The sequence below is a fragment of the Prosthecobacter sp. genome (assembly GCF_020439865.1).
In the GTDB taxonomy this organism is placed as follows: Bacteria; Verrucomicrobiota; Verrucomicrobiia; order Verrucomicrobiales; family Verrucomicrobiaceae; genus Prosthecobacter.
This window is the reverse complement of sequence record NZ_JAGRPF010000190.1, coordinates 13,803-38,424: the sequence shown is the minus strand read 5'-3', so window position 1 is coordinate 38,424 and position 24,622 is coordinate 13,803. Positions and strand designations below refer to the sequence as shown.

Below are 24,622 nucleotides of genomic sequence, written 5' to 3'. Positions count from 1 at the left end.
TAGCAGGACTAAAAATCCCAAAGCCGCAAAAAAGATTTGCTGAATCTATTGATTTGAGAGATTATTTAAGTTATCTAAATAATCAATAGTTGCCCATGTTTGCCATGAAAAGATTCCTGCTTTGCGCCATGAGCGTCACCTTTGCCTTCTGCCAAGATGCCATGAGTCAGGGGGCTCCGCCTCCGGGCTACGGGGTCATGGGGGTTCCGCCGCCAGGCTATGGCTCCTATGGTGCGCCACCGCCGAGCGTTCCTGCCTATCCTAACTCACTGCCGCCACCTTCGGTCACTCCTGGGGTGACGGCACCGCCGCCTTACGCTGATCCGTATGCATCAGCACCAGCGCCAGGCCAAATGTCTTCTTACGCTCCTCAAGGTGCTGGCGGTTACACAGCCCCCCCTCCCGGTGCTGCTGGCTATGGTGCCAGGCAGGGGCCGAACATGGTCAATTTCGACAATTTGGAGGTTTTCTATCGCTATGTGGATCCGAAACAAAAGGACCTGGACGGCGCTCACACAATCGGAGGAGCACTCACCATTGCCTTGTTCAACCCGCTGTATTTGAAATTTGGGGCATCATGGGGAAGCGGTCCTGGCGGATCAGGGACCGTGGGCGGGGCGAGAAACGCCAATTACGACTTTGCAAGTATTCAGGCTGGCGCTGGGTTCCACACGGCTCTGATCAACGATCGACTGACTTTTGTTGCTGAAGCCGGTTTGGTGTACGCCAGTCTGCGTGCTGTCGATTCTTCGTTGAGCTTTAGTGATGGTTCGATCTATGTGCGTCCAGCTCTGCGTTTTACTCCGATGGACTGGCTTGAAGTGCAGGCTGGTGTGACTGTCAGCAGTGCGGACAAGTATGACAGCAAGATGCTCGACCTCTCCACTTACTTCCGCCTGCTGCCAATGTTTGACATAGGTGTAGGGGCTGATTTCGGTGATACAACGCGGGCGTTCCGGACGAGTCTTCGTCTGCGTTGGTGATTTTTTACGCAGTCGGGCGGGCTTTACGCCTTTTTGGTGGGCTTTGGCTTCCGGCGTTGTGGATGGCAGGTGTGACAGATCTCGCAGGTTAAACCATGGCAGCCGCGAGCCGTGCAGTGTTCCCGGCCATAATAGATGATCTGCAGGTGAAGCCGGTTCCAGCTATCGACGGGGAACAGGTTCTTCAGATCCCGTTCCGTCTGCAGAACTGACCTGCCGTTGGTGAGTCCCCATCGCTGAGCCAGGCGGTGAATATGTGTATCCACCGGAAAGGATGGGACCCTAAATGCTTGAGCCATCACTACTTGAGCGGTTTTGTGACCCACACCCGGTAGCTGTTCCAATGCTTCCAGTGAGGCTGGAACCCGGCCTTGATGTTCAGCGATCAGGATCTTTGATAAGTTCTTGATCGCTTTTGCTTTCTGTGGAGCCAAGCCACAAGGTCGTATAATGGACTCGATTTTTTCGATGGGTATAGAAGCAAGCTCTCCAGGGGTTCGTCCCAATTGAAACAATGCGGGAGTGACTTGGTTGACCCGGATGTCGGTGCATTGTGCAGAGAGTAAAACGGCGATAAGCAGAGTGTAGGCATCACTGTGATCCAGCGGAACCTGAGGTTCCGGGTATAACTCGGCAAGTCTGCTCCTGATATAGTTGGCTCGCTCCTGCTTGGTCACAAAGCAAAAAAGCGGATGCTAGGAGCTGCTCTCGATCCTAGCCACCATTTTGCGAATGTGTGGGTAGGCCGTGCGAGGTTTCATGATGGAAAGGCTTTTGGAAAAAGATCCCCATTTGAGCACGCGAATATTCACATTGCGCACACCCCATGCCTTCATGGTGGCCTTGTCAGGTTTGTAGAGGTCGATCGTGTTGGTTCCAACCAGAGCCGAGCCGTAGTCATCGACTTGATAGACGTAAGGCAGTCCCTCGATCTGAAAAATGGTTCCAACAGGATAGACCGACCAGTCTGCCGCCGCACTGCGGACATTTCCATACTTCAACTGCGTTCCCACCGCGGTCTTGGCGCCGTACACAATGTGATCGGACTCGCCATGCGTGTAAGCAGTGGTGCGAACAGAGGTGATGCGCGTTGCATTTTTGTTCAGTCCAAAAATACTTGAGGATGAACATGATGCCAGAAAACAAGCGGACAGGCAGAAAAGAAGGAGGATTTGGCGACGCATCGTTATTAACAATATGCTGATTATTAACTTTCCTTTTAGATCTCTCATTTTGGGGTAAATCTGCTTTGAAATCAATCTTTGATTTTAACGCAGCGGGGTGTTGGGCTGTTGAGAAAGAATAAAAGCTCTGGCTTCCTGGGGAGCCAGAGCTTTCTCAAGGGAGAACTAGTGGAGATGGCCTTGCAGTTATCCTGCGGTTTTGGCCCTTTCCGCCCGCTGTAGGACCCGCGTTAATTCTTTGGCAAACTCTTTTGGCGGAGAGCCGCCCTGCTGAACGTTTAGAACGGTAGTGCCCTCAGCATTCACGAAGACAATGTATGGAATCGATCCGACACGGAAACCGTCGGCGAGCTGGCTGTTGGCTTCGTTATCGATGTCAAGATATGCCCAGTTAAATTTGTCCTGGAGCGGCCTGACCTCGGAACTCGGGTAGACTTCGTTTTTCATGGCCTGACATGGCCCACACCAAGATGCGGAAAAGATGAGTATGACAGGCTTGCCATTGTTTTTGGCGGCTTGCATCACAGCAGGAGCCGAAGTGAAGAAAGTCGGGCTTCCTTGGGGGAATTCCGATGCCTGAATGGAGAGCGCGAAAAGGGCGATCAACGTAGTGAGTATTTTTTTCATGGTCTTTCGGGTGGGCGAAGTCTTGTCATTGGTTGGACGCGGGGCGTTTCGAATTATTCCCGTTCCTATACTCTGACCGGTTACTTCAGCTCGGATGCGTTTCGCATGATGCTGGCGAGTGTGGAGAGTCTTTTTGAGCAGGTCCAGAGCCCGCCGATAAAGATACAAGTCAGCGCACTCAGAATGCCCACTCGATCACTGTTCATCAGATGTTGTGCCGCTTCGACGAGTGCTCCAATGCACAAAACCGCCATGCGATGCTGTTTCGCCATTGGGCCGCTGAAGTCATGTTTGCCCGTCAATGAGGCGCCCAAAACGCGGATGTAGGCCGTCCAAACGGCTGTGACGGCGCAGCACCATCCAAGGGGAATCACGTGAAAAAGTTTCACGACGCCAGGATCTCCAGCGCCGCTGTAACCGGCTCCCACCAAAATAAGCACGTCAGCCACCCGGTCCGGAGCATCATTGAAAATGGCTCCCTTCGGCGATCCCTTGCCACCCTCAACTGCCACCATTCCGTCCATCAAATTGCACAGCAATCGCAATTGAATGCAGACGATCGCTCCAAGCCAGGCTCCGACAATTCCCACGTTGCTCGTTTGATCGCCCGCCACCAGGAAGCAAGCCATCGCACCTCCTGCAAAGAGCACACTGAGCATCGAGATCAGGTTTGGACTTGTGCCGGAACGTGCCAGCCTCCCTGCCAAGGCGCGTGCCCATTGCGTGTCGCGGGACTTCAGGCTGCGACGTGAAGCCAGATGCTCTTCGGGAATGCTCATTCGCCCCTTTGATCAGACTTACCGTGCCGTCGCCGACCAGCGCGTAACGCGCCCGTGGGAGAACTCCACCACCCCTGCTGTATAGGGAATGTAGGTTACCGAAGGGCCGCCGCCCCAGTAAGGGTAACCGCCGTACCCGTAGGGGCCCCATCCGCCGTAGCCGAAGCCACCAAATCCCCATCCCATGCTCATGGTCACCGTGCGCACCGGTCTTTGTCCCACATAGGTCCAACTTTCTGTTTCTCTTCCTCGATTGGTTCCCACCGTCACACTGTCAGGTCGTCCCCAGGCGAGAAACACCGCATCCCGGCTCATTCCTTCCCGGATGACGCCACTGGCCACCATCTGACGGTCCTTTGAACTCAGCTGGCTGAACAACTGAGGGTTGTTTGCGATGCGCGACTGCGGCGTCGAGGCGCACTGCGAGAAAACGACAGCGGCAATCAATGCCAGACCGATGCGGAGGAGAAGAGGCGCTTTCATGAGATGTTGGTGAGATTAGGTGTCATTGCGATTGCTTGTCGAGCTGTTGTTAATGACGCGTGCCATCGGCGATTCGTTCATCTTTGAGCGTACAAAATCCTCGCCCAACCAGCCACGCTCCCACGACCGCCAGTGTTCCGGCAAACCACCATGGCCAGTAGGTCAACGCTTTGGCAAAGACCTGTGGATCGTCCGTCCCCAACCCTAAGTGGCCGCCCAGCCAGTTTGTCTGCCAGCCAAACAACAGGGTCAGCGTTCCGTAGGCCAGATTGATCGTCAAACCGCGAAAACTCAACGCCGTCGCCCGCTGTTCCGAGTCCACGATCTCGTTGAGATAATGGGACAGGAAGAACTGCAGGAAGCGCATGCTCATGAACAAGGGCACGACCAGCAGGATCCCCGTCCATCCCTGCTGTGGATGCGCCGCCGCCATCAGGCCGCCGAACACCACGAGTGCCAGCCAGGCGAAGTTCTGCCGTGCGCTCATGACCTTGGCGCTCTTCTCCATCAGGCTGGCCGTCACCAGTCCCAGCAGCGACACGCCGGTGCCGATGACGCCATACCAGCCTTCTTCGATGCCGACGAGCCGGTAGAAGTTGCTTGCCACGGTCAGGAACAATCGAATCACGCTGTCAAAGACCAGCCCAAACAAGATCAGGGCAAACGCTGCTTTTGTTCGCCACATCCAGCCGCCGGTTTTCAAGATCGAAACCCACGTATCGCGAATGCTCTGCAGCATCGAAACCGCCGGGGCAGGGGATCGCGCCTCGGTCATGCGCAAGGTCACCACCAGACAAACCAGCGCCGTGCCCAGGCACAGAATCAGGGGCAGTTTCATGGTAAGGCTCTTCGTTACGATCATCTCCAGGCCGAGAAAGTGCAACGCGCCCGTCACACTGTTCGCATCGTACAAAACCGAACCGATGATCGATGACACCACGAAGCCCAGGGCCATCCCTCGGGAGAGTTTTGCCATCACACGAGGCCAGAGAATGGAGCGTTCCGCTGTAGGCAACGAGTCATACGCGAGCGCCTCGTCCGCACCGCTCGCACAGGCTTCTGCCGCACCACTCAGAATTCGGTTCAGCACAAACAGCCACAGCACGATGTCATGCCTGCCTGGCGGCATGACGCACAGCACGGCCATTTCCAGCACCATCAGCACGCCCGCCGCCACCACGAGCGGTCTGCGGCCAAACCGGTCAGCGAGCGCGCCCGACGGCACCTCCAGCACCACGCTGGTTAGCGCCCACACCACGTTCAGCGCCGCGAATTCGCCAATGCTCAGTCCCAGATCGAGAAAGAGCACCGTGAACACGGGATAATAGAACCGGCAGTTGAACAGAATGCGGAACCACACAAACAAGCGCGCGTTGGAATGCTCGGACATGCCTCCTTCTACGCTTGGAACCTCCGCCTCGGCAAGCAAAGCAGAGGTTTCCTCCTGCGCTAAAACCGCACGCGCAAATATGTGCCCAGTACGGATTCATGGGTCCATTCGGTTTTGGGACGGGAGGAACATACCATGTAGAAAAGGTCCAGATCTGTGTTTTTACCGAGGTTGAAGGTGAGCCCCAGCGGCACGAGGCGGTTTTCGGACCACTCGCCGCGATGGAGGTCCGCCAGCCATTCATTGCTGACGAAGACTCGCGTCAACGGCCCCACGGGTTGAGGCAGTGTCCAGTTTAGCTGAAGCCGGTGACGGGTGCGATGGGTGGTGAATGCGGTGTTTTCATTCTTGCGCCACTCCATGCGGTTTCGCCAATCCAGACGCAGATCCTTCGTCAGGTCAAACTTGGGATTGATCTCCAGTTCCGGCCTCAATTGTTCGTAACGGAAATGCGTGTTCGGATTCTCGATGCTCAGTGTCGAAAGGCCGAGTCCGAGGTCGAGCCAGGGAAGGACGGCGTACTTGGCCCTGGGGCTTACGATCTGCACATAAGATCCGTCTTCCGTGTCCGCCCGGTTGCCCATGAATAGACCCGCGGTCCAGGGAGGCTCGTGGTAAAACTCCACCATGTTCCACGCCCACCACTCATCGGCCTGCAACGGCAGCACCGAGAGGAGGATGAGCAGCAGGATTCGCATGGGATTGCATCAATAGGACACGCCCGTGATCTCGTTGATTGAGGTGTTGATCCTATCGATTACTTCATCGGTCTCCTCCTGTGTCACTCCCATGTCGAGCAGGGTTTCCACGAGATGTCCTGTGAAAAGTGCATAGTGGTGCTTCGTGATGCCTCGGCCGTGATGAGCGTGTGCCAGCGGCCTGCCGCTGTACTGAATCGGTCCGCCGGTGGCCATGACGAAAAACTCGCGCTGCATCGCATGCAGTTTTTCGATCGACGTGTCTTTGAAAAACGGCCCCAGTTCGGGGTCCGCCAGCACGCGCACGTAGAAGGCGGGAATGAGAGAGGCGATCATGTCTTCGCCACCCAGGCGTTCATAAAGGGAAGGTGGGTTCGGGTTCATGCCTCTTTCAAAGCACAAACAAGACCGTCATGCAGAGATAATGTCGCCTCCGCCAAGTCATGCACACCGAATGCCAGCAGGCGCTTGAAGCTGGCACAAGAAAGACACACAAATGCTTCGTGTGTCTGGCACCAATCATGCAAATGGGGAAGTATGTCCTTCCTCAAGCAACTGCATCTGGATTCTCCGGTGGCGTATGACCTGCTCGTCTTCAGCATCGTCGTTCTGGGAGGGATTGGACTGGGAAACATTCGCGTCGCCGGGGTCAAGCTCGGCACCGCCGGGGTTCTCTTCGTTGGCCTGGCAGCCGCACATTTGGGTCTGAGGCCGGAGACCGAGGTGGCGCACTTTTTGAAGGAGTTTGGACTCGTCCTGTTCGTATTCGCACTCGGCATGCAGATGGGGCCGGGCTTCTTTGCCTCGCTTCGACGCCGGGGACGGATCCTGAATGCCTACGCCTTCATGCTTGTCGCGCTTGGAGCGGCCGTGGCTCTGGTCGGAGGCTGGATCTTTGGCATGCCGCTGCCGGCGGTGGCGGGTCTGTTCGCCGGCGCCACCACCAACACGCCTGCTCTGGGCGCGGCGCAGCAGGCGCTCGCCTCGGCCCACGCTGCGTCGGAACTTGTCACGCTGCCGGCGCTTTCGTATGCGGCCGCTTACCCCCTGGCCATCGTCGGCATCATTCTTTCTCTCATACTACTGCGGGTCTTCTTCAAGGTGGATGTCTCAAAGGAGGCGGAGATGTTTCGGCAGGAACAGGGCGAAGGTGTCGAGCCGTTGCAGCGCATGAATCTTCGAGTCGAGAATTTGAATCTGGAAGGAGTCCGTATTGGCAGCGTGCCAGGCATTCAAGAGACCAGCGTGGTCGTGGCACGCCATCGCCATGCTGCCGGGAGCGAGGTGACCGCCGCAACGTCTGAAACGAAACTGCATGTCGGCGATTTGATCATGGCTGTGGGAACGCAGGCGCATCTGGATCAGTTCCGTCTGGTCATTGGCCGCGTGAGCAGCGAAAACCTCATGAAGGCTCCCGGCAGGGTCACCTACCGTCGCGTGGTGCTCACAAACAAACACCTGCTCGGAAAAACCGTGCGTGAGCTTGGACTCGATCACTTTCACAACATCACGGTCACCCGTGTGAGCCGCGGGGACCTCATCTTCACCGCGCTGCCTGACCTGCGCCTGCAGTTTGGAGACATGCTTCAGCTCGTCGGTGATGAGGAATCCCTCAACGCTGCCACGCAGCGTCTCGGGAATGCCGTGCAGATGCTTCAAGAGACCAAGTTCGCCGCCATCTTTGCCGGCATTCTGCTTGGGGTGCTGCTCGGACTCTATCCCATCCGCATCGAGGGCCTGCCCGTTCCGGTTCGGCTGGGGCTGGCCGGCGGTCCGCTCATCATGGCCATCCTGCTCAGTCATCTCGGACGTCTGGGCCCGATGATCATGCACATGCCCATCAATGCAAACCGCGCTCTGCGCGAACTCGGCATCATCCTCTTTCTCGCCAATGTGGGCCTGCTCTCAGGCGAAAAATTTATCTCCACTGTGTTCTCGAACCAGGGCCTGCAATGGGTGTTGCTTGGCATCGTGGTCACGATGCTTCCTCTGCTTGTCGTCGGCTTCGTCGCGCGCCGGTTCCACGGTTTGAACTTCATGACGTTGTGCGGCCTCCTCTCCGGCGGCATGACCGATCCCCCCGCGCTCGCCTTTGCAACGACCATGGCGCGCTGTGACTCTCCTGCAGTGGGCTACGCCGCCGTTTATCCGCTTACCATGCTTCTGCGCATCGTTGCCGCACAGGTCATCGCGCAGCTATGACCCTGTCGTCGGTTGAGCCTTCTCGCTTTTGATCTTCTCCACGGCCTGCCTCACGATCTCCGACGCCTCTCCTGGCTTCAATGTCACGCCGGTGGCCGTAGCTCCATCCATCAGCGCACGTATGACGATCTCAGCGCGGGTGATGGCCTCCGACATGCCTTGCAGCGCGTCGGATGCAGCCTCTTCCTCCATGATCGAAGACTGGCTGGATAAAAAACCGATGCCAAGTTCAAGCGTCGCCAAGGGGTTGCGAATTTCGTGTGCCGCACCGAAGGCGAGGCGAGCGAGGCCCTGCAATTTTTGGAAGTCGATCAATTGTTCCTGGGCGGTCTTGAGTTCTTGATGCGCCTTGTTGAGGTCTGTGAGGGATTTGGCCAGTTGGTTCTTTTGGCAGGCGACGGCTGACAGGGCCTCATGCAGCGAGTCCTGCGTCTCACGCAACCGGGTGACGTCCTTGGAAATGCCACAGGTGCCGATCACCACGCCAGCGGCGTCACGCATCGGGATCTTTGCCACCAACGCCCAGCCGGTACGGCCGTCGAGCAGCAGTTTCTCCTCCACCTTTCCTTTCATCGCCTTTCCGGTGCGCATCACCTCCTGTTCGTCATCGAAGGCCGCTTGGGCGAGTTCCTTGTCAAAGTAGTCGAAGTCGGTTTTCCCAACGACGTCAGCCGCATTTTTGGCGCCCAGATAATCCGCCTCGGATTTGCTCACGAGGACGAAGCGGCCTTGCAGATCCTTGAAGTAAATGCGGTCGGGAATGTAATCGAGCAACCCGCGCAAGAAGTCCACGTGAGCCCACTGGCACTCAGCCTTAGGCGGAGGCGATGCCTCGGCCTTGACAGGGGGGAGTGGAGGTGAAGTGACAGACATCTGGCGGGTGGGTTGGAAGTCCGACTTGAAGAAGTCTAACAAGCCCGTTGGCGTGTGGCCAGATGTTTCTCCCCCCCAAGTTCATGCAAGTCGAACGCAGGCGCTGCGTTCGCATTTCCATGCCAGCTGCCTATGACTTCTTCGGGTCTCTGATCTTTGGATCCATTGGTCTTGGCGCGCTGCTTTACGGGAGATCGACGGGTTCCGTGAAGAACATGATTCTCGGTGCCCTCCTGCTGGCCTGCGCCTATCTCGTTGCCGATGCCTGGCTGCTCTGGATGGGCGGCGCTTTGCTGACCGCTGGGCTCTTTGTGTGGAAGGAGTAAATGGAAGAAGCGAGCCAAGGAAAGGAACCGTGGCCGATTTATCCACGGTTCCTAGGACACCTTCAGTCCCAGGTACTCCTTCACATTGGAGTAACAGATGTTCTTGATCATGCTGCCCACGAGTTCGTCATCGTTCGGGATGAGACCTGCTTCGACGTCGGCACCGATCAGATTGCACAGCGTGCGGCGGAAATACTCGTGGCGTGGGAAGCTCATGAAGCTGCGGCTGTCGGTGAGCATGCCGATGAAGCGGCTCAGTAGGCCAAGATTGCTTAGCGCGTTGATCTGCCATTCCATTCCTTCCTTTTGATCCACAAACCACCACGCGGAACCGAATTGCACTTTGCCCGGCGTGGTGCCGTCGGCGAAGTTTCCAGCCATCGTGCCGAAGACATAATTGTGCGCCGGGTTCACATTGTAGAGAACCGTTTTCGGAAGCGCGTTCTCCGTGTCCAGCCGGTCGAGGAAACGGGAGAGCGTCTCCGCCTGCGGATAATCGCCGATGCTGTCGCAGCCCACGTCCGCGCCGATCTCACGGGCGAGGCGGCTGTTGTTGTTGCGCACGGGGCCCAGGTGGAGCTGCATCGTCCAGCTCTTCTCCGCATTCAGGCGTCCAATGTACAGCATGATGTTGCTGGCAAACTGGTCTTGCTCGGTTGCGTCCGCCGCCGTGCCGCTTCGGGCTTTTTGGAAGATGCGCTCCGCCTCGGCGTCGCTCACGAAGTTCGCGTGGCAGTAGTTCAGGCCGTGGTCGCTCAGGCGACCGCCGACGCTGTGGAAGAAGTCGTGGCGCTGCTTGAGCGCCTCGAGCAATGAAACATAGCTGTTCACCTCGATGCCGCTGGCTGCGCTGAGTTTGTCACACCAGGCATTCCAGGACTCGGGCAGGTGTACCGCCAGCGCCTTGTCCGGGCGGAAGGTCGGATACACGCCCACTTCAAATTTGTCCTTCGCACACTGCTGATGCCAGGCGAGATCATCCGTGGGATCATCCGTGGTACACAGGGCCTTCACCTTCTGACCTCGCAGGATGTTGCGGGTGCTCATCTCCGCACGGTCGAGCTGCAGGCAGGTCTTCTCCCAAATGGCGATCGCCGTCTTCTCATTGAGCAGATCGTCGATGTCAAAGTAACGCTTTAGTTCCAGATGCGTCCAGTGGTAGAGTGGATTGCGCAGCGTGTGCGGAACGGTGGTGGCCCAGGCTTTGAACTTTTCAAAGGGCGAGGCGTCACCGGTGATGAACTTTTCCGGCACTCCGTTGCAGCGCATCGCACGCCACTTGTAGTGGTCGCCTTCGAGCCAGATCTCAAAGAGGTTCTTGAAGCGCCGGTCCTGCGCGATGTCCTTCGGCGGCAGATGATTGTGGTAGTCCAGCAGCGGCTCGTCCTTGGCGAAAGTGTGGTACAGCCGGCTTGCGGCCTTGGTGGAGAGCAGAAAATCGTCGTGGATGAAGGACATTGCAGTTTGCGGTTGGAAATGAGCCGCTACACTGACGCGATGATGACCGCACGCAACTGGTTCGCGCTTCTCCCGGCCCTGCTGGTTTGTTCGTGTGGTACTGTGAAGTTCTACACCCAGGCCATGGGCGGGCAGATGGAAATCTGGCGCGAGTCCCGCTCCAATGCCACGGTCCTGGCCGATGACAGCGTCAGCACCCATGTCAAAAGGCGTCTGGAACTTATCGAGGAACTGCGTGCTTATGCCGCCAGCGACCTTCACCTGCCCACGAAGAGTTTTGGCAAGTACTGCGACCTCAAACGTCCCTACGTCGTGTGGGTGGTCTATGCCGCGCCGGAGTTCTCAGTCGAAGGCAAAAAGTGGTGGTATCCGCTCGTCGGCAGTCTGAAATATCGAGGTTTCTTCGACGAGAAGGATGCCGTAGTGGAAGCGAAACAGCTGAAGAACAAGGGCTATGACGTCTTCGTTGGCGGTGTCGAGGCCTACTCGACGCTGGGCTATCTCAAAGATCCGGTGCTGAACACCTTCCTGCATCGCAGCGATGCGGATCTCGCCGAACTCATCTTCCACGAACTGACCCACGCCAAGGTCTTCATCCCGGGGGATACGGACTTTAACGAAGCCTTCGCCACCGCCAATGCCGAGGAGGGGGTTCGCCGCTGGCTGCGCTCCAAGCGAGACTTCGTCACGCTGCGGAAATATGAATCCGAGCGCAGGAAGAATCGTGAGATCATTCATCTCATGCTGGAGGCCCGGGATCAGTTGAAGGCTGTGTATGCGAACAGTCATCTGGACGTTGAGGCTGAGCGCCGGGCCAAACGGCAGGTCTTTGAAGAGATGTTGAAAAAGGCACTCGTGCTTCGTCCATCCTCGAATGCCCGGGGGCCTCAGGGCGCTCCTGGTTGGAACAACGCCCGCCTCAATACCGTGGCCACCTACTACACGATGGTTCCCGGTTTCGAACGAATTCTCAAACAGCATGGTGGAGACCTCGAAGCCTTCCATCATGAGGTGGAGTCCATGCGGAAACTCGACAACGACGAGCGCATGAAGATCCTCGGCACACCAAAGTCCTGAGTAGTGGCGGACAGCAGGGCGTCGTTTACCGAACGGTCTGTCGGAGAGCTTGGTCGAGACCGGTGAGTAGCAGAACAGAGACCGGAATCTTGTGGATGAGACCGGCGAAGACCAGGGGAGGATGGATGAGGGCTTGGGCGAGGAGGTAGGCCACGAAGAATCCGATGCCGAGCCCGACGGCGAGGCGGGGATGCTTCTTTGCTGCGATGCCGAGCGCGATGTAGAGGAATGCACTGAGCATGATGGCCCACTGGAACCAAGTGAAGCGACGCCAGTCGAAACTGAGATAGCCGACAAAGCCTATAAGCGCCTGAATGATGGCGACGCCAAACAGCGCGGAGGTGGTGTCGAATGAACGTGGATTGGAGGGGCCGGACATGGCAGATAGAAAAGTTAGAAACTGAACATGGCCTCCGGAATCCTGAACAGGAGATTCTGTGAAGGTGGAGAAGAAAAGCCCGGATAGCCTTAAGCCCCCTATTCCTCCACGGCTTCAAACACATCCGGCACGGGTGCATTTTCTGCGACCCAGGCTAGCGCCTCGTCCTTTGTCTTGAGCGTGCCTTCGAGCTGAAGCGTCTGCAGCGTGTGCAGCAGCCTGCCCAGCGCTTTCCCGGCGTGCCAGCCTTTTGCGATCAGATCTCCTCCGTTGATGAGGCGCGGCGGAAGGATGGGCTCGTTGGCGAACTCATGCTTCTTCGCGAGGAGGAAGTCGTAGTTGTCCGTGAAGCAGTTGGACCCAAGGCAATCGACACGATGCAGGGCGAGTTCGTCATCAAATGAGGGACGCGCCATGAAGCGCCGCAGCGTCGCGGTGCGCATCTTCTGCACGTTCATGAAGGCCATGTGGTTTTCCACGGCCACGACGGTGGGTTCGATGACGTCGTTTGGGAACTTCATGCGGCGCATGATTTCGCCGCTCATCTCGGCTCCGAGTTTGTCATGGCCGTTGAAGCGGATGCGACCCGTTTCGGCGTCGCGGGTTTGTGTGGCCGGCTTGGCGATGTCATGCAGCAGCACGCTCATCACCAGAGGCAACGAGGCATCGGCAGGCAGCAGGCTGAGCATGAGGCGGGTGTGAATGAAGACATCGCCTTCCGGATGAAACTGAGGCGGCTGCTCGCAGCCCTGCAGCACGAGAATCTCCGGCAGGAACTGCTCCATGAGACCGCTGTTCACCAGCAGATCGAAGCCACGCACACGGTTCGGGCTGAGCATCGTCTTGATGAACTCCTCGCGAATGCGCTCGATGCTCACGCCTTTGATTTTCTCAGCGAGACCGCAGATGGACTCCCAGGTGGCATGCTCGATGTCGAAGCCGAGCACGGTGGAAAAACGCACCGCACGCAGCATGCGCAGGTGGTCCTCCTCAAAGCGATCCTTTGCAACGCCGATCGCGCGCAGCAGTCCCATGCGCAGATCATTCTGCCCGCCGACGTAGTCGATCACCTTTTCAGTCAGTGGATCGAAGAACAGACCGTTCACCGTGAAGTCGCGGCGCTGAGCGTCGAGTTCCGGCGTGGAGAATGTCACGGTGTCAGGACGGCGGCCGTCCGAATAACTTCCATCGCTGCGGAAGGTGGCCACCTCAATATGGATGTGGTTCAAGCGCACGATGACGACGCCGAAATGCGCGCCCACGGTCTGTGCGCCGGGGAAAAGCTTCACGACCTGCTCCGGAGTGGCACTGGTGGCCACATCGAAGTCTTTCGGCTCACGCCCCAGCAGCATGTCCCGTACGCAGCCGCCCGCCAGCAGGGCGGTGTAACCGGCCTGGGTGAGTTTTTCGATGACCTGGATGGCGGTGGCAAGCATGCGGCGATGTTCCATGGTCCAAGTTGATTGTTCAATGTTGATTCTGCTTTCCGCTGTTCAAATCAGTGTCTCGCGTTACAATCGCCGCCCTTATCATGGACCCGCTCATCGAACTGCTTCGCAACAACTCCAACCGCACCCCCAAGGAACTCGCCCTGGCTTTGGGCATCTCCGAAGCCGAAGTGGCGGCCCGGATCGCGGCAGCCGAGGCAGATGGCACGATTCTGGGATACAGCGCCGTGGTGGACCGCCTGAAGGCGGGGGATCGTCGTGTCACGGCTCTGATCGAAGTGCGGATCACACCGGAACCGAACGGGGGATTTGATCGTCTCGCCCGCCGTATTTCGAAGTTTGACCAGGTGCGCGACTGCTTCCTCATGAGCGGTGGTTATGACCTCGCCGTGGTGGTGGAGGGCAAGGACCTTCTGGATGTGGCCACGTTTGTGGCTGAAAAACTCAGCACGCTCGGCGGTGTGCTGTCCACGGCCACGCACTTCCAGTTGAAGCCCTATAAACAGGGAGGTTTCCTCGCCAACGGCGGAGGGGATGAAGAACGTCTGCCGGTGGCTCCATGAGTGGTGAGAAATAACGGTCATGGACTACGACAGCAAACTTTCCCAGGTCATTCGCGATCTGCCACGCTCCGGCATCCGCGATTTCTTTGAACTCGTCATCGGACGCAGCGATGTCATTTCTCTTGGCGTCGGCGAACCGGACAAACCGACTCCGTGGCCGATCCGCGAGGCAGTGATCCGCTCTCTTGAAAAGGGACAGACGAGCTACACCTCGAACCTCGGTCTCGAATCGTTGCGCGTAGCGATCAGCGATTACGTGACGAAGCAGTTCCGCGTCACCTACGATCCGAAGACGGAGATCCTCGTCACCGTTGGCGTAAGCGAGGCGCTCGATATCGCTTTCCGCGCTGTATTGAATCCGGGTGACGAGGTGATTTATCACGAGCCCTGCTACGTGAGCTACAGCCCGAGTATCAAAATGGCCTACGGTGTTCCCGTGGTCGTGCAGACACGCGAGGAGAACGAATTTGCGCTCATGGCCGAGGATGTGGAAAATGCGATCACGCCGCGGACCAAGGTGATCGCCCTGAACTTCCCGACCAATCCCACCGGCGGCATCATGCCGCATGAGGAACTGGCCAAGATCGCCGCGTTGGCGGTGAAGCATGACCTGCTCGTCTTCACCGACGAGATCTACTGCGAACTGCTGTATGACGGTCGCGAGCACAAGAGCATCGTGGAATTTCCCGGCATGCGTGAACGCACCGTGCTGCTGCATGGCTTCAGCAAAGCGTTTGCCATGACCGGCTGGCGCCTTGGCTACGCCTGTGCTCCAGCTCCGCTCCGCGAAGCGATGATGAAGATTCATCAGTACTGCATGCTCTGCGCTCCCATCATGAGCCAGATGGCCGGCATTGAGGCGCTCAAGATGGGGGCAAGCGCCTACGAAGAGATGCGCCAGAGCTACGAGCAACGCCGCAATCTCATCGTCAGCCGCCTCAACGGCATGGGACTGCATTGCTTCAACCCCGGCGGAGCATTTTATGTGTTTCCCGAGATCCGCAGCACCGGTCTCAGCAGCAAGGACTTCGCCATCAAGCTTCTGGAAAAGAAGAGTGTGGCCGTCGTCCCCGGCAGCGCCTTCAGCAGCGCCGGTGAGGGATTCGTCCGCTGCTGCTACGCGACCGCGCCTGAACTCATCGCGAAGGCGATGGACTTGATGGAGGAGTTCGTCAACGAGGTGCGGGCAGCCGGGGCCTGATCACGCCAGCCGAAACAGCTTTTTCGAGTTCTCGAACAGGATCTTGCGCTCGACTTCTTTGTTGGGCGCAAGCTTGCGGATGGCGGCAATGGTGGCGGCGCCCTGACAGCCCGGGCCGCGTCCGAGATGATCGGCGCAGTCGCTGCCGTAGAGGACCTTGTCCTGATGACGTTCGAAAAAGCCACGGGTGTGATCTTCGTCGCGGGTGAGCGCATTTAACCCTGAGCCGGCGGACATGTCGGCGAACATGTTGGGATAGTCGGCGAGATACCGGTCTGTGAGGCCGCCCGGGGTGACCTTGCCCTTGGGATACAGATTCTTCTGCTCCTGCATTTTGTCGATGTTGCCCCAGAACGTCTGGGCGTGACCGATGAAGTTCGTATTGGGAAACTTTGCCAGCATGGTGTGAAAGCGGTCGTAGCCGAGATTGTAGGTCTGGTGCTGAAAGTGCAGGAGGATCGGCACCTTGTAGGCGCCTGCGAGTTCGTACAGTTTCTGGCTCGCGGGGGAATCGCACTCCACCATGAACTTCTGCTCGCCGATCATGCAGGCACCCTGTTTGAGCCACTTTTCGATTTCTACAGGCGCGTTTTCGAGATCGGTGACCTCGTTCGCAGCCCAGAGGTAGGCATCGGGATGCGCCTTGGCAAAATCGCGCGCGGGCTCGGTGGTGGCGCATTTGGCGGCGAGCCCGTTTGACTTGCCGTTATGGGTCGACGGTCGGTTCACATAGGTTCCGGCGGGCAGGATGATCGTCGTCGTGATTCCCATCGCTTTCTGATGCGCCAGGAGATGCTCATCCGTGCGCAGGTGGTAGTTCATGTGCTGATGGATGTCGATGATCGGCTCGACAGCGGCGGACTCGGTTTGTGCCATGCCGCGCGAAGCGAGTGCGGCAAGTCCGGACGACAGGAAGGTGCGACGTGATGTCATTCACGAATTACGCCGAAGGCGGAGCGATGTTGCGCCGCAAGCCACAGAGCCTGATCTCACCTTACAATCCCTGTGTGTCGGCAAGCTTGGCACCGGCATAGATCATGCCGGTTTGAATTGTGCCCGTCAGGTTGGCCGCGATGAGATCGGCGTTGGTGAAGTCGGCGTTGGTCAAATTCGCGCCTTCCAGATTCGCTCCGGAGAGGTCTGCGCCGCGGATGTTGGCGTTGCTCAGATTGGCATGGCGCATGGAGACCCCGCCGAGGTCAGCACCGCTGAGGTCGGCTCCGCTCAAGTCGGCATTGTCCAGATTGGCGCCGCTAAAGTCACCGCCGGAAAGGTTGGTGCCTGCCAGATTTGCCTTGGTGAAGGTGGTGCCCACAAACTGGGCCTTCGCCATGTTGAGATCGTTCAACGTGGCTCCTGCGAGGTTCATGCCGGTTTCGTCGATCTTGCGTCCGCTCTTGCCTCCGCTTTCGAGCCATTGGGTGTGAGCGAGAAGTTCTTCGGTAGTGATGCTGGCCATGGGGCCAAATAAAAACCCGATTCACGTTGCCGTAAATCGGGTTTTCAAAGTTGTTCGTTTTCCGGTGTAGGGGACAGAAGTTCCGCTTAACCATTCACGGCAGCCACGATCTTCTGAGCGGCGTCGGTGAGGTCGCCGGCACTGGTGATCGCGAGACCGCTGGCGGCGAGGGTGGCTTTGCCGGCCTCGACGTTGTTGCCTTCGAGGCGAACGACCAGCGGAATGCTGAGCGAGACTTCCTGGGCCGCAGCGACGATGCCGTGGGCGATGATGTCACAGTCCATGATGCCGCCAAAGATGTTTACCAAGATGCCCTTCACATTGGGATCGCCGAGAATGATCTTAAAGGCTGCTGTGACCTGCTCCTTCGTGGCACCACCGCCGACGTCGAGGAAGTTGGCAGGTTCGCCGCCGTGGAATTTGATGATGTCCATGGTGGACATGGCGAGGCCGGCGCCGTTGACAAGGCAGGCGATGTTGCCGTCGAGGCCGATGTAGTTGAGGCCGAATTCGCTGGCGGCGACTTCGCGAGGATCCTCTTCCGTCGTGTCACGCATCGCAACGACGTCCTTCTGGCGGTAGAGGGCGTTGTCGTCAAAGTTGAATTTGGCGTCGAGGGCGACGACCTGGTTGTCGGTGGTGATGGCGAGCGGATTGATTTCCACCAGCGAGCAGTCTGCCTTGAGATAGAGATTCCAAAGCGCCGTGAACAGCTTCACGGCCTGGTTCATCAGCGGACCGCGCAAGCCGAGCGAGGCTGCAATCTTGCGGCACTGGTAGCCCTGCAGACCGAGTGTCGGATGGATGAACTCCTTGGTGATCTTTTCCGGGGTCTTCTCAGCGACTTCTTCGATGTTCATGCCGCCTTCGGTGGAGGCGATGATGGCGTGGCCGCTGGTGCCGCGATCAAAGAGGATGGCAAAGTAGTATTCCTTGGTGATGTCCACGGACTTGGCGATGAGCACCTTGCTGACGAGCTTGCCTTCGGGGCCGGTCTGATGGGTGACGAGGGTCTGGCCGAGCATTTTGCCGGCGATGTCCTGCGCCTCCTCGGGGGTGTTGACGAGATGTACGCCACCTTTGAAACCGTTTTTGAAGGTGCCTTTGCCACGACCGCCGGCATGCACCTGGGCTTTGACCACGAGACCCGTGCCACCGATTTCACGTGCGGCGGCTCCTGCTTCCTCCGCCGTGCTGGCGACGATGCCCTTGGGGCTGGCGACGCCGAATTTTTCAAACAGTTGCTTGGCTTGGTACTCGTGGATGTTCATGGAGAAAAAATGGGGGAGCCGCGATAGTAGAAGTGTGACTCGAAGCGTCAAGGCGCATTCCCCTGCGATGACAAGAATGCCGTGCTTGCCGTGCTGGAAAGGTTGCGGCATAGCGCTGTCATGAAAATCGATGTGGTGACGCTGTTCCCGGAACTCATCTCGGTGCCGATGGGCCTGAGCATGATGGGACGTGCCCAGGAAAAGGGTATTCTGGACCTGCATGTGCACGATCTGCGCGAACAGGGGCTGGGAAAACATCGTCATGTGGACGACACACCCTACGGTGGAGGGCAGGGGATGGTGATCCGGCCTGAGCCGGTCTTTGAAACACTGGACCGCCTAGACACCCCTGAAGCCCGCATTGTTTATCTGTCACCTGCGGGGAAACGTTTCGATCAGGCCGCTGCGCATCGCCTGTCGGCAGAGTCGCATCTCATTTTTCTCTCCGGTCATTACGAGGGCGTGGATCATCGCATCATCGATCACTGGGTGGACGAGGAGATCAGCCTTGGGGACTATGTGCTGACGAATGGAGCCATTGCTGCCGTGGTGGTGATGGATGCCATCGTTCGTCTGCTGCCAGGCGTACTGGGTGACGAAATGAGTGCGGTGGAAGAGAGCTTTGGCGAAAGCGGCCTGCTGGAGGCACCGCAATACACCAAACCGGCGGAATATCGGGGGCTGAAGGTGCCGGAAATGCTGCTGAGCGGCAACCACGCGAAGATCGCCGAATGGCGTGCGCAGCAGGCCGTGGAGCGCACGCGAGTGAACCGTCCTGATCTCCTCCAATGAGATGTGCGTGAAGCTGACATTTCGTTTGACGATCTCCCACGCTTCACGCTAAATAGGCGTCCGCGCGGCCCGACCGGCAGCGTGCAACAAATTGGTGAGGTGGCTGAGTGGTCGAAAGCACATCTTTGCTAAAGATGCGTAGCCTTATCCGCTACCGAGGGTTCGAATCCCTCCCTCACCGCCACTTCTCCGCACTTCGTGAAATGCGAATGCGGCCGATCACTTGGCAGGTTTCGGTTTGAATACGCCGTCGCCAACCACCTGCAGGAGAGCGCTGCGGGTCATGTAAAAGATGTCGGGATCATCCTTGATCTGGCCGAAGTAGAAGGCTGTGTCGGAGTTGGGCTGGGTGGGAGAGAGAAGAATTTCCACTTCATGCACAGGACCATCGCTTCGGCCGGGCTCACCGAGGACGATCTGGATGGTGAGATACGGGGTTTTCAGGGCCTGCAGCGCATCGCTACGGTCGGCAGCCCAGTCCTGAACGGTGAAGCGGGAAAGATTTCCGGCGAGTTGGTCGGCCTTCACGCGATCAATCTCATCAGACACATCGCGGCCACCACGTGTGGCTTTCCACTGGGCGGTGACAGGATTGTAGCTGAGCACGACCGGTGCATTGGCACCGAGAGCCATCGTGATGCGTCGTAGAGCGAAGGTGGTGAAGCGCAGGGCACCGAGGCCTTTCCACTTGATGCCATCGGTGGGCAGCGAGGGCAGCAGCGAGGCGTCGATGCGGTAAATGAAGGGCTCGTTTTCGTATTTGGCGAAGAACTGCGTGTTTTCGGGATTGTGTCCGAACATGAGTTTCACCGGCTTCTCACGATAGGGAGTCCAGGTGACGGTTTCGAAGGGGGCATCCAGTCCGTAGGGCACTAGGTCGGCCGCAGTGTCGGCGGTGAACTGGAGGATCTCATGCGTGTTGAGCGCGTTGAGGCAGCGGGCGACACGTTCGCCGTTGGCCGGGTCCCATTTGCCGTGACGGAGGAGATACCATGATCCACCTTCGTTGCGCAGACTGACTTCTGGATGAGTCTGACTGGTGATTGTGATGAACTCGATGCGCTCGCCGTCGATCTGGGCCAGCAAGTGATCGCGCAGGGAGTTCGGTTTCACCCACAGATTTAGGAGGTTTTTAGCGGCGACTGTAAACACCGGCTTTCGATAGTCGGTCGAGGCGGTGGTCACCGCCTGTTTCTCATCGGCAGGCTTCTTCAAAGTGAACTCATAGGTCGCGTTGCGAGGCTTGGACTCGATGGTGATTTTGATTTCGTCTGCCGGTACTTCGGTTGTCGTTGTTGTGCCATTCGCAGAGGCTGGGGCATCTCGAGCCTCGGTGATCTCAATGTTGAGGATGATGGACAGGAGTTCGGTGATGCGTTCCTTGCTGCCGCGTGTTTTGAGCGGTTTCTCCAGCTGCCAGGGCGTGTGTTCGTTTTCACGTGTGACAACGATTTGACCGGAGGCCTGGCTCAGAGTGATGCTGGTGATGACTTCGGCGGGCAGGCGCAGCAGTTTTGGATCACGCCAGGAGGCTGCGGGGATCTGCAGGACAGCAGGGGCTTCGCTTTTAGCGAGGTAATAGGCGATCTCGTTGGTTTTGGAGTCTGGAATGCCGATGTACACGCTGTTTTCGACGACCGCAGGTGCTCCGAACCAGCATTCATGGACGACCGTGTCTGCTGCAAAAAGACGGACCTTGAAGCGCGGCTTGTCGAGCCCGGTTTTTTGCCATTCGCCCGCATCGAACTCTTCGCGGTGGATGCGTTCGATCCATTCGACACCGTCGAGGGTGAGAATTAGGGCCGCCACCTTTTGAGGATCGGCCAGGTCAGTGAAGGGCTCCTCGATCCGCCAGGCCGTTCCGTCACGAACGAGGCTGAGCGGCGAGTTGTCGGCGGTGAGCACTGCGACGCGGGTGACGCTCTGTTTTTCGAAACGGGCAGGTCCGCGTTTGATCTCACGTAACTCCTGAGCGGAAGGAAAGTAACGTTCGATGCCAAGGATGATCCCGCCCAGGGCGGCGACCAGCAGGAAAAGAAAAAGAGTGGTGCGTGCGCTCATGCGTCAGAAGTCAGTTCATGCCGCCCGTCGGCTGGCCCAAACCATGAAGCCGAGACCGAGCACGATGCCTGGCAGGGTGATGGAGGTGACCCAGAAAATCAGCTCATGCTGCTTGCTGGTGAGTTCGATGCGATAGGACCGTTTGGGCTTGGTGGGAATGCCGATCAGGCTCTCGCGGTTCATCAGCCAGTTCAAGCCGGCGGCGACAAAGTCACGACTCACGGCCAGCATGGTCTGCTTGTCGAGAAGTGTGGAGTTGGACACGACGACCATTCGCGAGCTGTCGGCCCGCTCACTCTCATTGAGCACAGCGCCGCGTTCTACGCTGGCCGCGACATAAATCGGGGGAAGGGTGTCCTCTTCATCGACGATGGGCAGCTCCTCCAGATACTGGCGCTCCCCCCAGAAGCGTGGTGAGGCGCGAATGAGCGGCTGTACGCTGATGGCCTGCTCCTTGAGCGCGGCGTCCTGGTCACGCAACTCTAGGGACTCCGACTGGCCGGCCATCGTGATGGCAGATGAGGTGAGATGGCGGACAAAGGGAACCTCCTTCATGAATTCTGCCGTGACGGAGAATTGCTTCTTCGCGCCGGTGCTGGTGCTCTCCGCCATCAACACCCGATCACCGCGCGGACGCACGCCGTAGAGAGTGAGGAAAGCATTGAGCCGTGAGGTTTCACCGCCGGGATCCAGCATGATGAAAATGCCCGCGCGTTTCGTCTTCCAATAGTCGTCGAGCATGGAGATCTCGCGTTCCGAAAGGTCGTAGCGCGCACCCAGGATGAGGAGGCCGTCGGCATCCGTGGGAATGTGGCTGACCTCGGAGAGGTTCACTTGGATGACTTCGAAGTTCTGCTGCTTGCCGAGATCGATGACCGCGTTGTAGGCATCGCTCAATGCGGCATCGGAGCGGCTGCCTTTTCCGACGACGTAGTAGAAACGCCGGACCGAGCCTTCAACCACGGAGACGAGTGCGGAGGTGATCGCATCCTCGCCGCGGAATTCGATGATCTGCCGGTTTGTTTTGGTGCCCGCTTCGCGGACAACGAGTTCTTCCTCGGTGATGAAGCGTTTGTTTGAGCCGCAGCGGATCAGGACACCGTTTTGCGCGAGAGAAAGGCCTGTGTCCGCCTTGAGTTGTTCGGCGCGCTCGATGTCACGCACAGGGTCTATGGAGCGCACTTTGACACGTTTTCTTCCATGCATGTCGTATTCTTCGAGGAGCGACTGCACTTCGCCGTAAACCTTCGAATCGCGGCCGAAAACAATGTAGATCTGCACGTCGCGCGAGAGGCTGCTCAGATAGTTCAGGGTCGCCTCGCTCAAGGTGTAATCCTGACTGGGGCTCAGGTCCCAGCGCCAGTAGTGGCGGTAGTTAAGGCGATTGACGCCGGCGAAGATCGCCAGAGCCAGAATGACCTGGATAAATACGTTCAGGCCGATGCCGGAACGCTTCGGCATTTGAAGCGGTTTTGTGGACGGAGTTGGTTGAGTGGAATCCGGCATGATGGTGGTGCAATCGGGCCTCAAGGACGCCAGCGGCGGAATTCAACGACGTGATGCGTGAAGCTCAGGAACAGCAGGGACATGCTGACATAGTAAATGAGAGGACGGCTGTCGATGAGGCCGGCGGTGAAAATGCGGATGTGTTCCGTGGCGGCGAAGTAATTGACGACATCCACGATGGTGTCGGAAATCTTGCGGCCTACGACCATGATGAAAATGCCGAGCAGGAAATGCACGAGGCTCAGCGTGAACGAGATGATTGCGGCGACGATTTGATTCGTTGTCAGCGATGAGGCGAAACAGCCCATGGCAAGATTGAACATGCCCATCACGACGAGAATCAAGTAGGCGCCCTGCATGGCGCCCGCCGGCAGTTCCACCTGTCCGGCTGTGATCCAGTGGGCGAACTTGAAATTGAACAGGCTCGGCATCCAGAGGACGCAGTAAACAATCAGCGACGCCAGGTATTTGGAGGCGACCACCTGCCACGCGCGCACCGGGGCTGTGAAGAGTGTTTCGAGCGTCCCCATCTTTTTCTCTTCGGCAAAGAGACGCATGGTGAGCAGCGGAAAGATGAAGAAGTAGGACAGCCAGAACCACATGGCATGAAAGGTCCAGCTCACGATGGAGCCGTCGCTCGGGGCGCTCTCAAGGACGGACAATGCGGCGCGGAAAGCGAATCCATTCAGGACCATGACCAGCGCCAGCACGACGTAGGCGACCGGCGAAACAAAGAAAGCGTGCAGCTCTTTTTTGAGCAAAATCCAAAAGATCCTCATAGGACGTGCGTGGGGATGTCGTTGGGAGTCCCGGCGTTCATGGAGAGCTCGACAAAGACGTCCTCCAGAGTGGGCAGTTGGCGGTGCATCTCGCGGATGCGCCATTTCTGCTGCGTGGCGAGTTCCATCACCTCATCCCGAATGTCATGATCAGGTTCGACGCGTAGGGTAAAGCGCCGCCAGGGCGGGGCGCTGTTTTCCTCCTCGGTGACTTTCCGCACGCCGGGTACTGCAAAAAGCTTTTCCTGAAGGCCTCCTGGCCCGTCGACCTCGAGGTGAAGCAGCGTGGTCGAGCGCAACTGACGGGTGAGGTTCTGCGGCGTGTCATTGGCGCGGATGCGGCCTTGATGAATCATGACCACACGGTCGCAGGTTTGCTCGACCTCGTGCAGGATGTGGGTGGAGAGCAGGACGGTGTGCTTTGATTTCAAACTACGGAGCAGGTCGCGGACGTGGCGGATCTGCACTGGGTCCAGGCCGTTGGTTGGTTCGTCGAGGATGAGAAGCTGAGGCTTGTGCACCAAGGCATCCGCCAGGGCCACGCGCTGACGATAGCCTTTGGAAAGGTTGCCAATCAGGCGCCGGCGCATGTCGGTCACGCCCGTGAGCTCCATCACCTCGCCAATACGACGGCGCATGGACGCTCCGGAGAGGCCTTTCAGCTCCGCACGAAAGCGCAGGTACTCTTTCACTTTCATGTCGGTGTAGAGCGGTGCCATCTCCGGCATGTAACCCACGGACTGGCGCACCTGGATCGACTGATGAAACACGTCAAAGCCTGCCACCTGCACCCTGCCGGAGGTGGCAGGCATGTAGCCGCTGAGAATCCGCATCGTGGTCGATTTTCCGGCACCATTGGGACCGAGGAACCCCACGATCTCCCCGGGTTCCACCTGGAAGGAGATGTTGTTCACCGCAGTGCGACCGGCATACTGCTTGGTGAGTTCCTGAACATCAATCATGACTGGGGGAGAGGGGAGCGGCTGGGTTAAAGGGGGAAATTTAAGCCTATGCGCGCCTGAATGACAATTCGCAATCAGGCATTCGCAAAAATGATGAGGGAGACGGCGGATGCTGCCGTCT

Annotated in this window: 26 protein-coding genes and 1 tRNA gene; 8 read left to right on the top strand and 19 right to left on the bottom strand. The window is 58.1% G+C overall.

Annotated features, from left to right (window positions below):
• Positions 1 to 440 precede the first annotated feature (440 nt).
• Positions 441 to 983: a hypothetical protein gene (locus KDL09_RS21370; RefSeq protein WP_294389639.1), complete on the top strand. Its 543-nt coding sequence runs from the start codon at positions 441 to 443 to the stop codon at positions 981 to 983.
• Positions 984 to 1,006: 23 nt separating this feature from the next.
• Here KDL09_RS21370 and nth read toward each other — a convergent pair whose 3' ends face one another.
• From nth to KDL09_RS21330, 8 genes are all read right to left on the bottom strand, one after another.
• On the bottom strand, positions 1,007 to 1,660 hold the full coding sequence (nth, locus tag KDL09_RS21365; protein ID WP_294389636.1) for an endonuclease III: 654 nt from the start codon (positions 1,658 to 1,660) through the stop codon (positions 1,007 to 1,009).
• Positions 1,661 to 1,678: 18 nt separating this feature from the next.
• The gene (locus tag KDL09_RS21360) at positions 1,679 to 2,017 is read right to left on the bottom strand and encodes a 3D domain-containing protein (protein WP_294389634.1); all 339 of its coding nucleotides are present in this window, start codon (positions 2,015 to 2,017) and stop codon (positions 1,679 to 1,681) included.
• 336 nt (positions 2,018 to 2,353) lie between these two features.
• Entirely contained in the window at positions 2,354 to 2,794 is a 441-nt protein-coding gene (locus tag KDL09_RS21355) for a thioredoxin family protein (RefSeq protein ID WP_294389631.1), read from the bottom strand.
• Between the two features lie 80 nt (positions 2,795 to 2,874).
• The gene (locus KDL09_RS21350; RefSeq protein WP_294389628.1) at positions 2,875 to 3,573 is read right to left on the bottom strand and encodes a CDP-alcohol phosphatidyltransferase family protein; all 699 of its coding nucleotides are present in this window, start codon (positions 3,571 to 3,573) and stop codon (positions 2,875 to 2,877) included.
• A gap of 18 nt (positions 3,574 to 3,591) precedes the next feature.
• The gene (locus tag KDL09_RS21345; protein ID WP_294389626.1) at positions 3,592 to 4,056 is read right to left on the bottom strand and encodes a hypothetical protein; all 465 of its coding nucleotides are present in this window, start codon (positions 4,054 to 4,056) and stop codon (positions 3,592 to 3,594) included.
• Between the two features lie 49 nt (positions 4,057 to 4,105).
• A complete protein-coding gene (locus KDL09_RS21340; protein ID WP_294389622.1) occupies positions 4,106 to 5,446 on the bottom strand; it encodes an MFS transporter in 1,341 nt (446 codons plus the stop codon).
• Between the two features lie 59 nt (positions 5,447 to 5,505).
• The gene (locus KDL09_RS21335) at positions 5,506 to 6,144 is read right to left on the bottom strand and encodes a DUF2490 domain-containing protein (protein ID WP_294389619.1); all 639 of its coding nucleotides are present in this window, start codon (positions 6,142 to 6,144) and stop codon (positions 5,506 to 5,508) included.
• Positions 6,145 to 6,153: 9 nt separating this feature from the next.
• Positions 6,154 to 6,528, bottom strand: coding sequence for a group 1 truncated hemoglobin (locus KDL09_RS21330; protein ID WP_294389617.1), 375 nt, complete (start codon positions 6,526 to 6,528; stop codon positions 6,154 to 6,156).
• Positions 6,529 to 6,681: 153 nt separating this feature from the next.
• Here KDL09_RS21330 and KDL09_RS21325 point away from each other — a divergent pair, with 153 nt between their 5' ends.
• On the top strand, positions 6,682 to 8,346 hold the full coding sequence (locus KDL09_RS21325; protein WP_294389615.1) for a putative transporter: 1,665 nt from the start codon (positions 6,682 to 6,684) through the stop codon (positions 8,344 to 8,346).
• Here the strand turns inward: KDL09_RS21325 and KDL09_RS21320 are convergent.
• Positions 8,341 to 9,138, bottom strand: coding sequence for a PAS domain-containing protein (locus tag KDL09_RS21320; RefSeq protein WP_294389613.1), 798 nt, complete (start codon positions 9,136 to 9,138; stop codon positions 8,341 to 8,343). The genes KDL09_RS21325 and KDL09_RS21320 overlap by 6 nt on opposite strands.
• Positions 9,139 to 9,338: 200 nt before the next feature.
• Between KDL09_RS21320 and KDL09_RS21315 the strand changes: the two genes are divergently transcribed.
• A complete protein-coding gene (locus KDL09_RS21315) occupies positions 9,339 to 9,545 on the top strand; it encodes a hypothetical protein (protein ID WP_294389610.1) in 207 nt (68 codons plus the stop codon).
• A gap of 51 nt (positions 9,546 to 9,596) precedes the next feature.
• Here the strand turns inward: KDL09_RS21315 and uxaC are convergent, their stop codons facing one another.
• Entirely contained in the window at positions 9,597 to 11,003 is a 1,407-nt protein-coding gene (uxaC, locus tag KDL09_RS21310) for a glucuronate isomerase (RefSeq protein ID WP_294389607.1), read from the bottom strand.
• Between the two features lie 18 nt (positions 11,004 to 11,021).
• On the opposite strand from uxaC, the gene KDL09_RS21305 reads away from it, so the two are divergent.
• Complete coding sequence (locus tag KDL09_RS21305) at positions 11,022 to 12,080, top strand: aminopeptidase (RefSeq protein WP_294389605.1); 1,059 nt, start codon at positions 11,022 to 11,024, stop codon at positions 12,078 to 12,080.
• 25 nt (positions 12,081 to 12,105) lie between these two features.
• On the opposite strand, the gene KDL09_RS21300 is transcribed toward KDL09_RS21305, so the two are convergent.
• Positions 12,106 to 12,459: a hypothetical protein gene (locus tag KDL09_RS21300; protein WP_294389603.1), complete on the bottom strand. Its 354-nt coding sequence runs from the start codon at positions 12,457 to 12,459 to the stop codon at positions 12,106 to 12,108.
• 98 nt (positions 12,460 to 12,557) lie between these two features.
• The gene (locus KDL09_RS21295; protein WP_294389601.1) at positions 12,558 to 13,910 is read right to left on the bottom strand and encodes a CCA tRNA nucleotidyltransferase; all 1,353 of its coding nucleotides are present in this window, start codon (positions 13,908 to 13,910) and stop codon (positions 12,558 to 12,560) included.
• 80 nt (positions 13,911 to 13,990) lie between these two features.
• Here KDL09_RS21295 and KDL09_RS21290 point away from each other — a divergent pair, with 80 nt between their 5' ends.
• Positions 13,991 to 14,470, top strand: a complete 480-nt coding sequence (locus KDL09_RS21290; protein ID WP_294389599.1) for an Lrp/AsnC family transcriptional regulator — start codon at positions 13,991 to 13,993, stop codon at positions 14,468 to 14,470.
• A gap of 19 nt (positions 14,471 to 14,489) precedes the next feature.
• On the top strand, positions 14,490 to 15,671 hold the full coding sequence (locus tag KDL09_RS21285; RefSeq protein WP_294389596.1) for an aminotransferase class I/II-fold pyridoxal phosphate-dependent enzyme: 1,182 nt from the start codon (positions 14,490 to 14,492) through the stop codon (positions 15,669 to 15,671).
• Here KDL09_RS21285 and KDL09_RS21280 read toward each other — a convergent pair whose 3' ends face one another.
• From KDL09_RS21280 to sucC, 3 genes are all read right to left on the bottom strand, one after another.
• Entirely contained in the window at positions 15,672 to 16,604 is a 933-nt protein-coding gene (locus KDL09_RS21280) for an amidohydrolase family protein (RefSeq protein ID WP_294389593.1), read from the bottom strand.
• Between the two features lie 61 nt (positions 16,605 to 16,665).
• A complete protein-coding gene (locus KDL09_RS21275; RefSeq protein ID WP_294389590.1) occupies positions 16,666 to 17,130 on the bottom strand; it encodes a pentapeptide repeat-containing protein in 465 nt (154 codons plus the stop codon).
• Positions 17,131 to 17,216: 86 nt separating this feature from the next.
• Complete coding sequence (gene sucC / locus KDL09_RS21270) at positions 17,217 to 18,401, bottom strand: ADP-forming succinate--CoA ligase subunit beta (RefSeq protein WP_294389587.1); 1,185 nt, start codon at positions 18,399 to 18,401, stop codon at positions 17,217 to 17,219.
• 120 nt (positions 18,402 to 18,521) lie between these two features.
• Between sucC and trmD the strand changes: the two genes are divergently transcribed.
• Together trmD and KDL09_RS21260 are read left to right on the top strand one after the other, a co-directional pair.
• Positions 18,522 to 19,193, top strand: coding sequence for a tRNA (guanosine(37)-N1)-methyltransferase TrmD (trmD, locus tag KDL09_RS21265; RefSeq protein WP_294389584.1), 672 nt, complete (start codon positions 18,522 to 18,524; stop codon positions 19,191 to 19,193).
• Positions 19,194 to 19,286: 93 nt separating this feature from the next.
• Positions 19,287 to 19,377: transfer RNA gene (locus tag KDL09_RS21260), tRNA-Ser, on the top strand.
• 35 nt (positions 19,378 to 19,412) lie between these two features.
• Here KDL09_RS21260 and KDL09_RS21255 read toward each other — a convergent pair.
• The 4 genes from KDL09_RS21255 to KDL09_RS21240 all read right to left on the bottom strand — a co-directional run bounded on the left by KDL09_RS21255 (position 19,413) and on the right by KDL09_RS21240 (position 24,501).
• The gene (locus KDL09_RS21255) at positions 19,413 to 21,254 is read right to left on the bottom strand and encodes a DUF4340 domain-containing protein (protein WP_294389582.1); all 1,842 of its coding nucleotides are present in this window, start codon (positions 21,252 to 21,254) and stop codon (positions 19,413 to 19,415) included.
• 15 nt (positions 21,255 to 21,269) lie between these two features.
• Complete coding sequence (locus KDL09_RS21250; RefSeq protein WP_294389579.1) at positions 21,270 to 22,715, bottom strand: GldG family protein; 1,446 nt, start codon at positions 22,713 to 22,715, stop codon at positions 21,270 to 21,272.
• A gap of 65 nt (positions 22,716 to 22,780) precedes the next feature.
• Positions 22,781 to 23,539: an ABC transporter permease gene (locus KDL09_RS21245; RefSeq protein ID WP_294389576.1), complete on the bottom strand. Its 759-nt coding sequence runs from the start codon at positions 23,537 to 23,539 to the stop codon at positions 22,781 to 22,783.
• Positions 23,536 to 24,501, bottom strand: a complete 966-nt coding sequence (locus KDL09_RS21240; protein WP_294389571.1) for an ABC transporter ATP-binding protein — start codon at positions 24,499 to 24,501, stop codon at positions 23,536 to 23,538. Before KDL09_RS21240 ends, KDL09_RS21245 begins: the two co-directional genes overlap by 4 nt.
• Positions 24,502 to 24,622 lie beyond the last annotated feature (121 nt).

Coding starts and splice junctions, on each gene's coding strand:
- KDL09_RS21275 (WP_294389590.1), bottom strand. CDS start 17,130: ATGGCCAGCATCACTACCGAAGAACTTCTCGCTCACACCCAATGGCTC.
- KDL09_RS21355 (WP_294389631.1), bottom strand. CDS start 2,794: ATGAAAAAAATACTCACTACGTTGATCGCCCTTTTCGCGCTCTCCATT.
- trmD (WP_294389584.1), top strand. CDS start 18,522: ATGAAAATCGATGTGGTGACGCTGTTCCCGGAACTCATCTCGGTGCCG.
- KDL09_RS21285 (WP_294389596.1), top strand. CDS start 14,490: ATGGACTACGACAGCAAACTTTCCCAGGTCATTCGCGATCTGCCACGC.
- sucC (WP_294389587.1), bottom strand. CDS start 18,401: ATGAACATCCACGAGTACCAAGCCAAGCAACTGTTTGAAAAATTCGGC.
- KDL09_RS21330 (WP_294389617.1), bottom strand. CDS start 6,528: ATGAACCCGAACCCACCTTCCCTTTATGAACGCCTGGGTGGCGAAGAC.
- KDL09_RS21335 (WP_294389619.1), bottom strand. CDS start 6,144: ATGCGAATCCTGCTGCTCATCCTCCTCTCGGTGCTGCCGTTGCAGGCC.
- KDL09_RS21280 (WP_294389593.1), bottom strand. CDS start 16,604: ATGACATCACGTCGCACCTTCCTGTCGTCCGGACTTGCCGCACTCGCT.
- KDL09_RS21345 (WP_294389626.1), bottom strand. CDS start 4,056: ATGAAAGCGCCTCTTCTCCTCCGCATCGGTCTGGCATTGATTGCCGCT.
- uxaC (WP_294389607.1), bottom strand. CDS start 11,003: ATGTCCTTCATCCACGACGATTTTCTGCTCTCCACCAAGGCCGCAAGC.
- KDL09_RS21350 (WP_294389628.1), bottom strand. CDS start 3,573: ATGAGCATTCCCGAAGAGCATCTGGCTTCACGTCGCAGCCTGAAGTCC.
- KDL09_RS21325 (WP_294389615.1), top strand. CDS start 6,682: ATGTCCTTCCTCAAGCAACTGCATCTGGATTCTCCGGTGGCGTATGAC.
- KDL09_RS21340 (WP_294389622.1), bottom strand. CDS start 5,446: ATGTCCGAGCATTCCAACGCGCGCTTGTTTGTGTGGTTCCGCATTCTG.
- KDL09_RS21305 (WP_294389605.1), top strand. CDS start 11,022: ATGAGCCGCTACACTGACGCGATGATGACCGCACGCAACTGGTTCGCG.
- KDL09_RS21315 (WP_294389610.1), top strand. CDS start 9,339: ATGCCAGCTGCCTATGACTTCTTCGGGTCTCTGATCTTTGGATCCATT.
- KDL09_RS21240 (WP_294389571.1), bottom strand. CDS start 24,501: ATGATTGATGTTCAGGAACTCACCAAGCAGTATGCCGGTCGCACTGCG.
- KDL09_RS21290 (WP_294389599.1), top strand. CDS start 13,991: ATGGACCCGCTCATCGAACTGCTTCGCAACAACTCCAACCGCACCCCC.
- KDL09_RS21255 (WP_294389582.1), bottom strand. CDS start 21,254: ATGAGCGCACGCACCACTCTTTTTCTTTTCCTGCTGGTCGCCGCCCTG.
- KDL09_RS21250 (WP_294389579.1), bottom strand. CDS start 22,715: ATGCCGAAGCGTTCCGGCATCGGCCTGAACGTATTTATCCAGGTCATT.
- KDL09_RS21370 (WP_294389639.1), top strand. CDS start 441: ATGGTCAATTTCGACAATTTGGAGGTTTTCTATCGCTATGTGGATCCG.
- KDL09_RS21295 (WP_294389601.1), bottom strand. CDS start 13,910: ATGGAACATCGCCGCATGCTTGCCACCGCCATCCAGGTCATCGAAAAA.
- KDL09_RS21245 (WP_294389576.1), bottom strand. CDS start 23,539: ATGAGGATCTTTTGGATTTTGCTCAAAAAAGAGCTGCACGCTTTCTTT.
- KDL09_RS21300 (WP_294389603.1), bottom strand. CDS start 12,459: ATGTCCGGCCCCTCCAATCCACGTTCATTCGACACCACCTCCGCGCTG.